At 50.1% G+C, this 12,967-nt stretch carries 10 protein-coding genes and 6 pseudogenes; 3 read left to right on the top strand and 13 right to left on the bottom strand.

What is annotated here, in order from left to right; translation table 11 throughout:
• Window positions 1-25 precede the first annotated feature (25 nt).
• Window positions 26-517 carry a methylated-DNA--[protein]-cysteine S-methyltransferase gene (locus GC56T2_RS04635; RefSeq protein WP_033017632.1) on the bottom strand — a complete coding sequence of 164 codons (492 nt, stop codon included), beginning with the start codon at window positions 515-517 and terminating at the stop codon, window positions 26-28.
• Window positions 507-2,723, bottom strand: a complete 2,217-nt coding sequence (locus GC56T2_RS04630) for a PAS domain-containing sensor histidine kinase (RefSeq protein WP_144973395.1) — start codon at window positions 2,721-2,723, stop codon at window positions 507-509. Before GC56T2_RS04630 ends, GC56T2_RS04635 begins: the two co-directional genes overlap by 11 nt.
• Window positions 2,724-2,921: 198 nt before the next feature.
• On the opposite strand from GC56T2_RS04630, the gene GC56T2_RS04625 reads away from it, so the two are divergent.
• Together GC56T2_RS04625 and GC56T2_RS18450 are read left to right on the top strand one after the other, a co-directional pair.
• Window positions 2,922-4,694, top strand: a complete 1,773-nt coding sequence (locus tag GC56T2_RS04625; RefSeq protein WP_144973393.1) for a B12-binding domain-containing radical SAM protein — start codon at window positions 2,922-2,924, stop codon at window positions 4,692-4,694.
• Between the two features lie 142 nt (window positions 4,695-4,836).
• Window positions 4,837-5,454 (top strand): annotated as a pseudogene (locus tag GC56T2_RS18450) (DUF4277 domain-containing protein).
• Between the two features lie 135 nt (window positions 5,455-5,589).
• On the opposite strand, the gene GC56T2_RS04610 reads toward GC56T2_RS18450, so the two are convergent.
• The 9 genes and pseudogenes from GC56T2_RS04610 to GC56T2_RS04585 all read right to left on the bottom strand — a co-directional run.
• Window positions 5,590-6,030 (bottom strand): hypothetical protein, encoded by a 441-nt coding sequence (locus GC56T2_RS04610; RefSeq protein WP_235597990.1) that lies wholly within the window; start codon window positions 6,028-6,030, stop codon window positions 5,590-5,592.
• 299 nt (window positions 6,031-6,329) lie between these two features.
• Window positions 6,330-6,659 (bottom strand): annotated as a pseudogene (locus GC56T2_RS04605) (UPF0236 family transposase-like protein); the annotation flags it as partial.
• A 411-nt stretch (window positions 6,660-7,070) separates the two neighbouring features.
• Window positions 7,071-7,223: a hypothetical protein gene (locus GC56T2_RS17740; RefSeq protein WP_172706097.1), complete on the bottom strand. Its 153-nt coding sequence runs from the start codon at window positions 7,221-7,223 to the stop codon at window positions 7,071-7,073.
• Window positions 7,216-7,383 carry a hypothetical protein gene (locus GC56T2_RS17735; protein ID WP_011230441.1) on the bottom strand — a complete coding sequence of 56 codons (168 nt, stop codon included), beginning with the start codon at window positions 7,381-7,383 and terminating at the stop codon, window positions 7,216-7,218. Before GC56T2_RS17735 ends, GC56T2_RS17740 begins: the two co-directional genes overlap by 8 nt.
• On the bottom strand, window positions 7,380-7,535 hold the full coding sequence (locus GC56T2_RS17730; RefSeq protein WP_172706096.1) for a hypothetical protein: 156 nt from the start codon (window positions 7,533-7,535) through the stop codon (window positions 7,380-7,382). Before GC56T2_RS17730 ends, GC56T2_RS17735 begins: the two co-directional genes overlap by 4 nt.
• A gap of 59 nt (window positions 7,536-7,594) precedes the next feature.
• Window positions 7,595-7,792, bottom strand: a pseudogene (locus GC56T2_RS04600) (glutathione-dependent formaldehyde dehydrogenase); the annotation flags it as partial.
• Window positions 7,793-7,867: 75 nt separating this feature from the next.
• Window positions 7,868-8,839 (bottom strand): annotated as a pseudogene (gene tnpB, locus GC56T2_RS04595) (IS200/IS605 family element RNA-guided endonuclease TnpB); the annotation flags it as partial.
• 63 nt (window positions 8,840-8,902) lie between these two features.
• Window positions 8,903-10,090, bottom strand: a complete 1,188-nt coding sequence (locus tag GC56T2_RS04590) for an IS701 family transposase (protein WP_144973391.1) — start codon at window positions 10,088-10,090, stop codon at window positions 8,903-8,905.
• A gap of 121 nt (window positions 10,091-10,211) precedes the next feature.
• Window positions 10,212-10,367, bottom strand: a pseudogene (locus GC56T2_RS04585) (helix-turn-helix domain-containing protein); the annotation flags it as partial.
• 85 nt (window positions 10,368-10,452) lie between these two features.
• Between GC56T2_RS04585 and GC56T2_RS17725 the strand changes: the two are divergent.
• A complete protein-coding gene (locus tag GC56T2_RS17725; protein WP_172706093.1) occupies window positions 10,453-10,605 on the top strand; it encodes a ribbon-helix-helix domain-containing protein in 153 nt (50 codons plus the stop codon).
• Between the two features lie 83 nt (window positions 10,606-10,688).
• On the opposite strand, the pseudogene GC56T2_RS04580 reads toward GC56T2_RS17725, so the two are convergent.
• Window positions 10,689-11,624, bottom strand: a pseudogene (locus GC56T2_RS04580) (alcohol dehydrogenase catalytic domain-containing protein); the annotation flags it as partial.
• A complete protein-coding gene (locus GC56T2_RS04575; RefSeq protein ID WP_144973389.1) occupies window positions 11,596-12,864 on the bottom strand; it encodes an MFS transporter in 1,269 nt (422 codons plus the stop codon). The pseudogene GC56T2_RS04580 and the gene GC56T2_RS04575, both read right to left, overlap by 29 nt.
• Between the last annotated feature and the right edge of the window lie 103 nt (window positions 12,865-12,967).

The following is a 12,967-nucleotide window of genomic DNA, read 5'->3' as shown; positions in this document are numbered from 1 at the left end:
GCGGCGTTTTTTTGCACCTTTGCGCCTATTTGTGGCGCCGCTCGAGCGCCAACAGCTTCTCCTTCACATCGGTGCGGCTTCCGGCATAGCCGGTCAAGGCGCCGTTTTTGCCGATCACGCGATGGCACGGAACGATGATCGCCAGTTCATTCGCCCGGTTCGCCTGTCCGACGGCGCGCACCGCTTTCGGCCGGCCGATTTGCGCGGCAATATCGGCGTAGGTCGCCGTTTCGCCGTACGGAATGCGGCAGAGCGCCTTCCACACGTCTTGTTGAAAAGCCGTGCCTTGCCACCGCAGCGGCAAATCGAACGCTTGACGGCGGCCTTGAAAATATTCATCCAACTGCGCAAGCGCGCGTTCCAAAAGCGGCGACCGGCTTTCTACAACCGGATGCCTGCTTGCAAACGCGCGCCATTCCTCCGAAAACAGCTCAACTTTCACAATCGCCTCACCGTCAGAAGCGATGTACATATCGCCGAGCAGCGCTGAACGGTATACCGCATAGTCAATCGTCATCGTCGTCCTCTCTTTCCGTTCGCTCGATCGGCAGCGTAATATGGAACGTCGTGCCGACGCCGACCTCGCTTTCCACGTCAATTTTCCCTTGGTGTTCTTCGATAATTTTATAACTGACCATCAAACCGAGCCCGGTGCCGCGCTCTTTTGTCGTATAAAACGGCTCGCCGAGCTTTTTAATTTTATCTTTCGGGATGCCGCACCCTTGGTCGGTGATCGAGATGCGCACATGGCAACCGGCGCGGGCGATGCGCACCGTAATGTCCCCGCCTTTTGGCATCACTTCAATGGCGTTTTTCAAAATGTTAATGAACACTTGCTTCAGCTGGTTCGGCTCGCAATACACCGGCGGCAGCGCGCGCTCGAAATCGGCAATGATTTGCACGTTATGCATCATCGCTTGGGCGCTGATCAAATCGATCGTATCTTGCATAATTTTGCAAATGTCGTTTTGCTTGTATTGCACCGCCTGCGGTTTCGCCAGAACGAGAAACTCGGTGATGATCGACTCAATCCGCTTCAACTCCGACATAATAACATTAAAATACATTGAATAGTCACCGTCAATGCTTCCTTGCAGCAGCTGGATAAACCCTTTTAACGCCGTCATCGGGTTGCGGATTTCATGGGCGATGCCGGCGGCCAGTTCCCCGACAACGTTGAGCGTATCCGATTTGCGAAGCTGCAGCTCCATCTCCTTCCGTTCCGTCACGTCGCGGAGCATCATCATCCCGACGCCGGGAATCACTTCTTTTTTCAACGAAAATTCGACCATTCTTCCTTTCCATTCATCGGAAAACTCCACTTCTCCACTCGCCTCACCGGCTCGCTCGCATTGAGCAAGCAGCTTGTTCAGCTGGCGGCGCGCCCGATCTGGAACGCAATCTCCCACGGTTCGGCCGAGCAGCTGTTCTTTGGCAGCCGCAAAGATGTCGCAGGCGATCGGATTGGCGTCAATGATGCGATGCTCCCGATCCCAGAGCAAAATGCCGTCCATCGCATGGTCGAAAATGCTGCGGAACTTTTGCTCGCTTTCGCGCAGCTCGCGTTCGATTTTGCGCCGCTCGCTCACATTGCGAAAAATCGTCAAATGATAGCCGTCGATCGCCCCTTTTTTCATCGTAAACTCGAGCTGTTTATCCTCACCGTTCGGCATATGGAACGTCAATTCATCGCGAATTTCTCCTTTGCGGCGAAATTCGCTAAAAATGCGCTTCACCTTTTCCTCTCCATAGTCGACAAAATCCAATAAATTGCGGCGCACAAGCAAGTTCAACGGCAGCTCGAACGTGCGGCTCGCCGCTGGGTTGGCGTTCAATATGTAGCCAAAGTCGTCCCAAATGAGAATCGCTTCGTGCGCCTGCTCAAAAATGGCCCGGAATCGTTCTTCGCTTTTTTGTAGTTTGACCTCCATATTTTTCCGCTCTGTCACATCGCGCATAATGGCCATGTAAAATCCGCTGTACACGTTCGACGTCGCCGTCAGCTCGAACATTTTCACCGTGCCATCGGGGCGAATGAGCGACAGCTCGCCCTTGGCTGTCCCTTTTTCTTTCATCTCCACCAGCAAACGGGCGAACTCCTCGGCGCACTCGCGGGCGACAAACTGCTGGAACGATAAGTTCAGCAACTTGTCTTTTTCCAAATTCAAACTCAGCGAAAACGCCGGATTCACGTCAATAAAGCGGCCGAACTCATCAAAAATGACGATGCTGTCGACCGCGCGGTTAAAGACGTCGCGAAACAAAAACTCGTGAATGATCCGCTCGCGCTCAAGCGCCTTATGGGCCGAAACATCGCGCATCATGACGAGGTCAAATTCGTCGAACACATCTTTTTTCATCGAAAATTCAACATGCTTGACCTTGCCGTCCGGCAGCTTGATGAGCAATTCATCGCTAAACGAACCGAACTTTTGCAGCATCGAGCGCTGAAACAGTAAAATATCCGGCGGCACGAGTTCCAAAAATGAAGAGAAGGAACGGCCGACGAGCGAAAACTTATCCATTTCAAACAGCTTGCACGCCGCTTCGTTCACATCGACAAATTCGCCGTTTTTATTTAAAATGACGATCGCATCGAGCGACCGCTCGAAAATGATTGAATAGCTGTTTAACCGCTCCTTCAAACGTCGATTTTCTTCTTCGAGCAGCCGCACGTCCGGCGATGCATGTTGTTCTTCCCGGGGAGAAAGGCTTTTGGCCATATCGATCTCTCCTTGTCTATTCAAACCGTATCAACTATATGTATATTCGCTGTGGAAAAATTTACTCCTCCCTTTATTTACGAAGATTTTGCAAAAATCTTTTCTTCAATGTTCGACAAGTTTTTTCTTCTTTTTCATTTGGCGAAACTGCGCTATAATGAAAGGTTAGTACGAATGGGAAAAGGGGTTTTCATTTCGATGAACATTATTTGCACGACCTTAAACGCCAAATACATCCATATGAACTTAGCCATCCGCTATTTGAAAGCATACGCCCAGCCAGAGTTTGACGTCAAGCTCGTTGAATATACGATCAAAGATCCGGCCATGAACATCGTCGCCGACTTGTACCAGCGCCGGCCCGATGTCGTCGGCTTTAGCTGCTACATTTGGAACATTGAAGAAACGATTAAAGTCGTAAAAATGATAAAAAAAGCGGCGCCGAATCTGATCATTGTCGCCGGCGGACCAGAAGTGTCCTATGATGTGCGCGAGTGGATGGAGCGGGTGCCGGAATTGGACTTTATCGTGATCGGCGAAGGAGAAGAAACGTTTAAACAGCTGCTGTTCGCCCTAAACGGCGGCGGGGACGTAAGCAATATCGCCGGGCTGGCGTTTCGGGACGGGGACCGCATCGTCGTCAATCCGCAGCGGAACAAAATTCGCTTGGCGGACATGTCGTCACCGTTTCGCTTTCCAGAAGACATCCCCCATCTTCCCAACCGGATCGTTTATGTCGAAACGAGCCGCGGCTGCCCGTTCAGCTGCCAGTTTTGCCTGTCATCCATTGAGGTTGGCGTCCGCTATTTTGACCGCGAAAAAATCAAAGATGACTTGCGCTATTTGATGCAGCACGGGGCGCGGACGATCAAGTTCGTCGACCGGACGTTCAACATCAGCCGCAGCTACGCGATGGACATGTTTCGCTTTTTAATTGACGAGCATGTGCCGGGGACGGTGTTTCAGTTTGAAATTACCGCCGACATCATGCGCCCGGAGGTGATCGAGTTTTTAAACAACGAAGCGCCGCCTGGGCTGTTCCGCTTTGAGATCGGCGTTCAATCAACGAACGATGAGGTGAACCGCCTGATCATGCGCAAGCAAAACTTCGCCAAGTTGTCGCGGACGGTGACGATGATTAAAGAAGGCGGAAAAATTGCCCAGCACTTAGATTTGATCGCCGGGCTGCCGGAAGAGGATTACGACTCGTTCCGGAAGACGTTCAATGACGTATTCGCTCTTCGTCCCGAAGAGCTGCAGCTCGGGTTTTTGAAACTGCTGCGCGGCACCGGGCTGCGCCTGCGCGCCCATGAATACGGCTACGTATATATGGATCATGCGCCGTACGAAATACTGAGCAACAACGTTCTTTCCTTTGAGGACGTGATTCGCATCAAGCAAGTGGAAGATGTGCTCGAGAAATATTGGAACGCCCATCGGATGGATGAAACGATTGAATATTTAGTCACCGACGTCTTCCCATCGCCGTTTGACTTTTTCCAACAGTTTGGCACGTATTGGGATGAACGCGGTTGGGCGCGCATCGGCCACCAGTTAGAAGACTTGTTCCGCCGCCTCCATGAGTTTTTGCGCACCTCTGCGCCAGACGCTTTGCCGATCGCCGAATCGCTCATGAAATACGACTACTTGCGCAATCAAAAATATAAGCCGCGCAAGCCGTGGTGGGACGAAAAAACGGAAAAAACGGCGCGCGCGGCCGTCTACCGGGCGCTGCTTGAGCGCCCTGAGGCGCTCGGAGCGGATTTTGCCGCCCTTGGGCTCGGGGAAAAAGAACTGTTTAAACATACGGTCGTTGAAATCGTGCCGGTGGATGTCGGCCGCTATACGGCCAAAAAACAGCTTTCGTTCACGCCAACCGTCATCGTCGCCTACTTCGACCCGTCCGGTGCCGGTGCGACGCTGTTTTCCGCGCCGCTTTCAGCGTTGTCGGCTTCTTCGGCATCGGCGTAGACGGAAAGCTTTTTATCATGGCCGGCCGCTCAAGATATCCAACTCACATTTCGCACCCTCTCGACAAAAATCGGGAGGCTTTTTTTATCTTCCTGTCGAATCAAACCTTGAAACACAAGGAAAGCAAAGGAGTTTGCCCATCATGGACGTTCGAATTCGGGCCATTATATGAAAGTTCTTATTTGAATAGAATAAGCACCGTGTTCAAAGATCTTGACCTTCCTCAGTTGATGGATCATCTCGTTCCCGTGAATTCGCAATGCCAAACTCGAGCCAGCGATATCGTCAAACTAATCATTCTGGATATCTTGAGCGGCCCCGGCAAGCGCTCGTTCATTTGGAACAATGGGCGCATGACATCGATTGGTCGAAGCGGATTCGGCTAGGGCTGGAGCCGTCTTGGTTCAACGACGATGCCATCGCGCGTCATTGGGATCGACGGTATGAGGCGAATCTCCATCAAGTCCTTTCGTCTTGCCTCGTGCAGATCGACAAGAAAGAAAGCCTCTCTCTGTTGGCCTTGGCCATTTCCCGCGCCGGGCGTCCGTTCATCACCCCGGAACGCCCATGAAAGGGCGCGGGGGGCCGGAAACTGACCCGCCCGACCGGGCAGGCGATTTTTCAATTGTTCCGGTATGTGAACGTCGTCCTACTAGAGCTGCCGGATGGGCACATCCAACGCGCGTTAGGGAAACCGCTCACCCCTGATCAGCGAAGGATCCTGCAAAGATTGGACATGGACGAGAGCATTGACGTGTAACGTCATACGGAACGACTAGCGATAGTAAAAAAAGGATTGCCATCGCTCGTTGTGTTGGTCGAAATGGTATTCTGAAAAACGAAATAAAAAATCCTTTCTTTCTACCCTGTTAAGGTGCGAAAGGTGAGTTAAAGATTATTCCTGAGTCAAGTAATTAAAATGTTTATCAGTGATATATGTTAAATCAATGTCAAAATTCATCTTATCTAAGATAGGTTTAATATACTCTACTAAATGTGTGCCAACCTCAAAATGATGAGGGAATTTACTAATATAGAAAGAGTTATTATTATCACAATTTGGCTTATGTTCAACTAACCCTTCGATTACCTCAGCAATTTGGTTCACAATATTTTCTTCTAATTCTTTTTCTGAAATTATTACCGTGTGGATATAATTCTCCGCGCCTTCAAATGAATCCTCATCCTCTATTTCCTTTAAAATAGGAAAATCATCTAAAACACTAGGTCTCCTATAATCTAAAATCAATAGCATACAGACAGTTTCATTATCTTGATTATCTAAACGAAACAACTCTAAGTCTCGCAATTTCAACATTCTTACCAATTTGAACATTAATATCACCTCTTTAACTTTGAATTCCCTTTTTCAATGCTATCTTTTCAAAGTAATGAAACATAATTAATCCGATTATAAAATATACTAAAGAATTTAAAAAAACTATACTTAAATGAACTATCTAAGTTGCAATAAAGAATTTCCGATTGAGTTAGTCAAGACTTTGTGGAGAACATTTTTTCGGTCTACTACGGCGTTGTCAATCACTGGTTGGTAGACCATTTTTAGGAATTGTTATCACAAGCGCTTTCGGACTCTCATCCCTCATCTTAGAGATGGTTTTTTTATCCATTTTTTCACATACATCCACCGCCCCGAAGCGCCCACAATGCTTGGTAGATCGGCGTCCCCGATGACTGTTGAAGATACGGGATGTTCTGGCGCATCACCTCCGCCAACAACCGTCCTGCCTTCCGTTTGGCCTGTTTGATCCGCTCCAGCTTCGTCGGGGCCGAGGCTACCCTCTGGGGCTCTTCCTCCTCCAACTGCCCCGTTCTCCACCCTATTCCGTCGATTTGGGCCACCATCGCCTTCAGAAACGCCCAAAGTCCTTGGTCCTTCCAGCTGCGGCGGGATTTCACCCGGTACGCGAACCGGCTCATCACACTCTCGACGTGGCCCAAAGGTAAAATAGGAAAGTCGTATGCCTATGAAATCCGGCGTTTTTTTCTAGGGGGCCACATCGTGAACTCCTTGATATCGCAGCATTTTGGCCATTTTCGTTTGCCTAAAATGACCTCAAAACTGTCGAACTCGGGCCTTACGTCCGGAGTGTTGTCAGTGCTTTTCTTTTCCATTGAGCACCCGCTTACCGACTCCTTCCGTCAGCGCATGCGGATGTTCCCGATTCTGGATGATCAACGGCGGGCTCGTTTCCGTGAATCGATGAAGTCGCGTCTCACCATCGCTGCTGTTTCGCCACATTCGATTCATTCGCAAATGGGAGCTGCCCATTCATGGCACGAAAAAAGAACGCCGCTTCCGGCGCCCTTATTTTTTCGCTTGCCTGCTGTGAAAGCGGCTGGCAGACAGCCCTCTCACCGCGGTGGGTCTTCCTTTTTTGTTTCCTTCCTCTTCGCCCGTTTTTGCTCTTCCATCAGCCAAATGGGTTGATGAGCGGCAAAATCGCCCCATTCAAACGCCATTTCTTCATTTCGTTGGACAGGCCGCTCCTTCTGATCGTTATCCATCGCCGCCTCCTTGGCGTCCTTTTTTCGAATTGCGGTTCGCGCCGCGAATCATGTCTTCTTCGCCGGCGTATTGCGCAGCAAATTCCGTATCCGGCAGGCTCTCGGTCGGCGTTTTATTGTTGTTTTTCGCTGCGTCAAATTTCACTTTTCGTTTCATCATCGTTTCGTCTCCCCTTCATCCACCGTTTTTCGCTCATAAGCGACAAGCACAATTTCTTCCCCCGTCTCTTCGCGCAACCGCTGCTCCAACTGCTGGAGCTGGCGAAGCGTCCCGTCATGAAGACGGGCAACCGGGAATGCGATGTCAGCCACCTTGATCCTCCTTCCGCTTTTTTCTTATCGTGCCTCGGCCAGGCACGCTTTATGCACCATTACGGCTTCAGCACGACTTTGATGCAGCCGTCTTTCTTTTCATCGAAAATTTCATACGCATATTGTGCCTCATCGAGCGGAAGGCGATGCGTAATAATATCGGTCGGGTCAAACTTTCCTTCGACAATCCACTCATACAGCATCGGAATGTAATGAATGACCGGCGCCTGTCCCATTTTCAGCGTAACGTTGCGTGAAATTGAACTACTCCCGCTTTCGCTTCGCTTAGAAGCGGGAGATTCCTACGAACTTCGCTCGATCGAGCGAATATCTTAGTAGGCGATCCCCACAGTTCCTGCGGTTAGAAGCCTGACGGCTTCGTTTTTGATATTCATACTTGCGTTCACATCTCGATCATGATGGGTACGGCACACGGGGCATTCCCATTCGCGCAAAGCGAGATGTTTCACGTCTTTATTTTGATAGCCACAGCACGAACAAAGCTGGCTGGACGGAAAGGTTTTTGCTACGGTGACGACTTGTTTCCCGTACCATTTGGCTTTGTATACGATCATGGTTTTAAACATTGACCATGATACTTCTTGAATGGCTTTTGCAAGGTTATGATTTTTTAACATATTACCTACTGACAAATCTTCCATCCCGATGATGTCGTGGTTTTTGACAATCTCGGTGGAGATTTTGTGTAGATAATCGTGTCGTGCGTTTGTGATTTTTTCATGCAATCGTGCAACTTTTATTCGTTGCTTATTCCAATTCGAACCGCCTTTTTTTCGTCTGGAAAGCACACGTTGTGCTTTCGCTAATTTCTTTTCTAACTGACGAAGCCATTTCGGATTTTCATACTTTGTTCCATCAGAAAGAATGGCGAAGTCCTTTAAACCAACATCGATGCCAACGGCTGAACCCGTTTTAGGCAACTGTTGTACTTCTGCTTCAACTAAAATGGACACAACGTATTTCCCGCTCGGAGTTCGTCTCACCGTAGCCGACAAAATGCGGCCTTCTACCTCACGACTTTTTGCCAAACGAACAAACCCAAGTTTCGGAAGTTTGATTTTGTTTCCGTCAATGGCAATATTTCCGTTTGTATATTTTGTTGTGTAGGATTGCACCTTATTCTTTTTCGATTTAAAGCGGGGTTTGTCATTTTGCTTTTTCAAAAAGCGGGAATACGCATCGGCAAGGTTTTTCAATGAGGATTGTAGCGCAATACTATCCACTTCGTTTAACCAAGTTAATTCTTTTTTTAGTTGTGTTAATTGAGAAGAACAAATTTTATATCTGTAGATGAGCATTTTTCATTACAGTAATTTCCATTCCCTAAGAGACAAACAGGGTCCCCCTTAGGCGACATGGAGCTGTTTTTTAATCACATCAATGGGAATATCTTGTTTTGCGGCGTCATAGATGAACTCGACGACGCTGTGCCCTTTCCGAGACCGAAGAAGCTCCAGGCCGGAAGAGAGGTCTTGTTGAGATTCCGCGATGCTGTATACGCAGGCGAACAGCACCACGGCCCAATACCGTTTCACCGCCCGAATGTGACGAACACGGTATCCATCGAGCTTCAGCTGGTCTTTGGCCTGCCGGAAAAAGCATTCGATCGTCCAGCGCTGGGCATAGTAACGCAAGATCTCTTCATCGCCTAGCTCCCGGTCGGTGCTCAAGACGACATGGAGATGATCTGGCGTCATCGGTTCATCCGCCTTCCAAGCCAGCAGCACCACCGCGTCATCGAGGCCATGGATCGCTCCCTCGTAGCGATACACGCGGTAACGCTCCTTCCCCACCGTGACGAGGCGGGTGTCGTTGGGCTCGATATAGCGGGCGAACTTCTTCGCTTGGATGGCGATGCCTTTCGGATAGAGAATCCGGTTCGTCTTGAGCATGGCGATGACATGGAATCCTTGTTTCAGGCAGGCTTCGATGAGCGCTTGGGACGGATACCACGAATCCATGAGCACATACACCGGCTGAGCCCGTTTCCCCTTGAGCGAGGAAAGCATCTCGATCGCTAGGTCGATCTTGCTTCTTCCCGCCGTCTTGTCATACAGACGAAAGGCGAACGGAAACGCTTGCGAGAAAGTATGCACCATCAGCCAAACGAGCGAATGCCCCCAAACGGATTGATGATCTTTGTGCGAGTAGTGCCAATCACACCCTTGAATGGCGCGGGCAGCCCGTGACGAAGGCTTCGTTTTTTGGCAAATGGTATCATCAATCGAAACAAAAAGGGGTTGATTCTCCTGTTTGGCTAGGCGTTCGATCTGGCGAAGGATCCATTCTTGCAGCTTCTCAAGCAGTTTTTCCTCGTTCCAAGGGCTTTTCGTGAAAAAGTGGCTCAGTGTCGTTCGATGATTCGGGTGAAAACTCCAGTACCGGACATCCGTCAATGTCCCCGAAAATCCCTTGGTCGTCAAGGCGTCGACAAGATGAACGAGATGCTTGATGACCGGCTTCGAGAAATAAAGCGCCAATCCCAGCGTCATGAAAAACTTGTGGATTCCTTGATGATGTGCTAATCTATTCATGAGACATGAACCTCCTTGTGGGTAGTTGGTAGCACATCTATTCTAACCAAGGAATCGGGTTCATGTCTCCTTTTTTGTTTAGTTGTCAATTTATGTTAGCAAATTTGCTCATCTACAGTTTATATGTTAATCCCTTGCCCGTTTGCTTGTAAGTATCCTCCCATTTCGCTAAAAAATAGTTGAATACAAAACGCGAGCAACCGAATGTTTTCGTCATCAACGCTTCTTGCTCTTTGTTTGGGTAGATACGGAATTTGTATGCTTTATGGACCAACATTGATTTTCACCTCCTTTTTGTGTATAATACTAATACACACTTATTATATCATGTGTTATTTCAATACACAATAGGAGGGATTCCGTTGGATAAGCAAGTGATTAATATGCGTTATCCTGTTGAATTACTAAAACGCATTGACAAATTCAAAAAAGAAAAAGGATTCACTACGCGAACACAAGCCATTATTTATCTAATTCAATATGCACTTGATATGTCGGACAATCGAAAGGGATGAACCCTTTCTTGTTCGAAAGCCGATTCATCTCCCACTTACTCCGCTTCGCTTCGTTGAAGTGGGAGTCTTCTCGGCTAAGACGATAAATCGCCAAGCGGAAACTGGTTGTAGCGGGAGCCATACACTCCAACGAGCTGAATCGTTCCGCCTTTGCGCACCGCCTGCGAGGCGATAACGATCGCCCCCATCGCGCCCCCTTGCAGCTTCAGCGCCGAGCCGATGAGCCCAAGCGGGGTCATTTTTCCGTCTAGGCCGATGCAATCGATGACTACATCCGCCCCGCCGCCGGTCAGCTCCTTCATGTATTCACCGGTGTTTTCGTATTCGGTAAAGTTGATCGTCTCTACTTTATTCGTCTTTTTCGCGTGCTCAAGCCGGTAATCGATGTAATCGACAGCGATGACGCGCTTCGCTCCTTTCAGCCAAGCGAACTTTTGCGCCAACAGCCCGACCGGCCCGCAGCCGAGCACGACGACTGTGTCGCCGTCTTTCACTCCTGCTTCATCGACGCCCCAAAACGCGGTCGGAATAATGTCGGACAAAAACAATAATTTTTCATCTTCCAATTCACAGTCGTCGGGAACGACAAACGGGGTGAAGTTGGCAAACGGCACGCGCAAATATTCAGCTTGCCCGCCCGGGTAGCCGCCAAACGTTTCGGAATAGCCGAAATACGCCCCCGACTCGCCGTTTGGGTTTGATGCGTCACATTGACTCTCAAGCCCGTGCTGGCAATACCAGCATTGTCCACAGGCAATCGTAAACGGCACGACGACACGGTCGCCTTTTTTGACTTTCGTCACCGCCGGTCCGACTTCCTCGACGATGCCCATCGGCTCATGGCCGATAATAAAATCTTCCGGCATGTTCGGGACCATGCCGTGCACGAGATGAAGATCAGAGCCACAAATGGCGGTGCTTGTGATTTTTACAATAATATCATCATCCTTCAAAATTTTCGGATCTGGCATTTGTTTCACCGCGACATCTTTAATGCCTTGATATGTCACCGCTTTCATTTTCTTTCCCTCCGTCCATTTCTGGATGTATGAGCCAAAAGGCAAGCCCTCCGCCGACGAGCGCCAGCGCGCTAAGCAAGAAAAGGAGCGAGGCGACGCCGCTGTTCATGAGCCACGCCGCCAACGGGGGACCGGCAGCCACCCCGATAAAACGAAGCGAGCTGTAAACCGATGTCACCGTCCCGCGTTCCTTTTTCTCGATCCCCTCTGTAATCAAAGCGTCCAAACACGGAAGGGCGATGCCGATGCCAATACCGGCGGCGGAAAACAGCGCCAGCCAAAGGAAAAGGGACGAATCAACGGGAACGAGGAGCAACGCGGCGGCGGACAAAACGCAACCCGCGACCGCCCCCCATTTCATTCGCTCCTTCCGGCCGCCAATCAGCCTGCCGGCGACAAACGAGGCAAAACAGAGCGCTCCGAGCGGGATAGCGAGCACCCATCCTTTCCTCACCCCGTCGATGTGATAAACCTCTTCAAGGCGGCTCGAAAGAAAAAATAAAAAGGCAAACAACACAAGCATGAGCAGGCCGCCAATCGCAAAAACAGCAGCAAGCCAGCGCCCTTCACGATGGAAAATCACCTTCACCGCCGCCGCGAAGTCCCGAAACGGCAACGGCCGCTCCCGATGCACCGGCGCTTGGATGGACCAAACCATCAACGCCGCCGATAGCAGGCAAAAGACAGGAAATGAAAAAAACGGCAAAAACCAAACGATGCCAGCCAGCATCGCCCCGAGAATCGGACTTAGCACTTTGCCGAAGGTGTTCGCCGTTTCAACCGTTCCTAAATAACGGCTCGCCTCCTCCTCATCCGGAAACAAATCGCCGACAAGGGGCAGCACAACCGGAAAAGCCCCGGCCGCCCCAAGCCCTTGCAGCATGCGCCCGGCCATGATCCACCCATACGGTTCATCCATTCGCCACGCCGTCCATCCAGCTATCGCCCCGCCAGCTGCAGCCAACAGCAGGCTCGGAATGATCACGTTCTTTCTTCCAATGCGATCGCTTGCATATCCGGTAAGTGGAATGAACAAAATCGCCACAACGGAATACATCGTAATCAGCAAGCTTGACTGCAGCGGCGTAATGCCGAGCTGCCGCTCCATCACCGGCAACACCGGGATGAGCATGGAATTGCCGAGCGTCATCACAAGCGGAATCGAGGCAAGCGCAGCCGCCCCCCATCCTCGCCTTATCCTCTTTCCTGCCTGCCTCGGCCACCGCATCGTCCATTCCATGGCGTTGATCCCTTTCCTCGCAGCGTAGGTATTTCACCTATATGATGCTCGTTTTTTCAACGCCTATGCCGCATGGAAAAAAAGCTGTACCAAGGTCAGGAAG

This window comes from Geobacillus sp. C56-T2, from assembly GCF_007829715.1.
GTDB lineage: Bacteria > Bacillota > Bacilli > Bacillales > Anoxybacillaceae > Geobacillus > Geobacillus icigianus.
Note: the sequence above shows the minus strand (reverse complement) of the source record. Positions and strands in the feature narration are given on the sequence as shown.

Bases quoted from the DNA above. Each gene is read 5' to 3' on its own strand.
- GC56T2_RS04635 (WP_033017632.1), bottom strand. From the start codon at position 517: ATGACGATTGACTATGCGGTATACCGTTCAGCGCTGCTCGGCGATATG.
- GC56T2_RS04630 (WP_144973395.1), bottom strand. From the start codon at position 2,723: ATGGCCAAAAGCCTTTCTCCCCGGGAAGAACAACATGCATCGCCGGAC.
- GC56T2_RS04625 (WP_144973393.1), top strand. From the start codon at position 2,922: ATGAACATTATTTGCACGACCTTAAACGCCAAATACATCCATATGAAC.
- GC56T2_RS04610 (WP_235597990.1), bottom strand. From the start codon at position 6,030: ATGTTCAAATTGGTAAGAATGTTGAAATTGCGAGACTTAGAGTTGTTT.
- GC56T2_RS17740 (WP_172706097.1), bottom strand. From the start codon at position 7,223: ATGGATAACGATCAGAAGGAGCGGCCTGTCCAACGAAATGAAGAAATG.
- GC56T2_RS17735 (WP_011230441.1), bottom strand. From the start codon at position 7,383: ATGATGAAACGAAAAGTGAAATTTGACGCAGCGAAAAACAACAATAAA.
- GC56T2_RS04590 (WP_144973391.1), bottom strand. From the start codon at position 10,090: ATGAATAGATTAGCACATCATCAAGGAATCCACAAGTTTTTCATGACG.
- GC56T2_RS04575 (WP_144973389.1), bottom strand. From the start codon at position 12,864: ATGGAATGGACGATGCGGTGGCCGAGGCAGGCAGGAAAGAGGATAAGG.